Origin of the sequence: Hungatella sp. SL.1.14, assembly GCF_024460495.1 — a bacterium.
GTDB classification, from domain to species: domain Bacteria; phylum Bacillota; class Clostridia; order Lachnospirales; family Lachnospiraceae; genus Hungatella; species Hungatella hathewayi.
Genome location: NZ_JANFYJ010000542.1, coordinates 1 through 287, shown reverse-complemented (window position 1 = coordinate 287; position 287 = coordinate 1). Strand labels below are relative to the sequence as shown.

Annotated in this window: 1 pseudogene; it reads right to left on the bottom strand. The window is 48.4% G+C overall.

Annotation, left to right across the window (positions count from 1 at the left end):
- A pseudogene (locus tag NE473_RS32220) lies at nt 1-185 on the bottom strand (nicotinate-nucleotide--dimethylbenzimidazole phosphoribosyltransferase); the annotation flags it as partial.
- Between the last annotated feature and the right edge of the window lie 102 nt (nt 186-287).

Sequence of the window (287 nt, the reverse complement as noted above, 5' to 3'; positions counted from 1 at the left end):
ATGTCGAGAAGCGGGATCGATGCTACCGCCCCCGTTCCCTCTCCCAGGCACATCCCTGCTGCTACAAACGGTTTTAATCCGAGTTCCTCTAAAAGGTTCAGTTCCTTTTCCATTGCAAGCACATTCATGATCAGGCCCGGGCTGCAGAATCCACACTGTTCTGCTCCCTCTCCGGCCAGAAACATTTCCTGGTCAGGGAAATTTGTACAGAGATAATTATGTACTTTTAGGCTGGTCAACGAGTAAGGATTCCAGTGCTGTCAGTAAAACAAGTGTATCTTCCTATG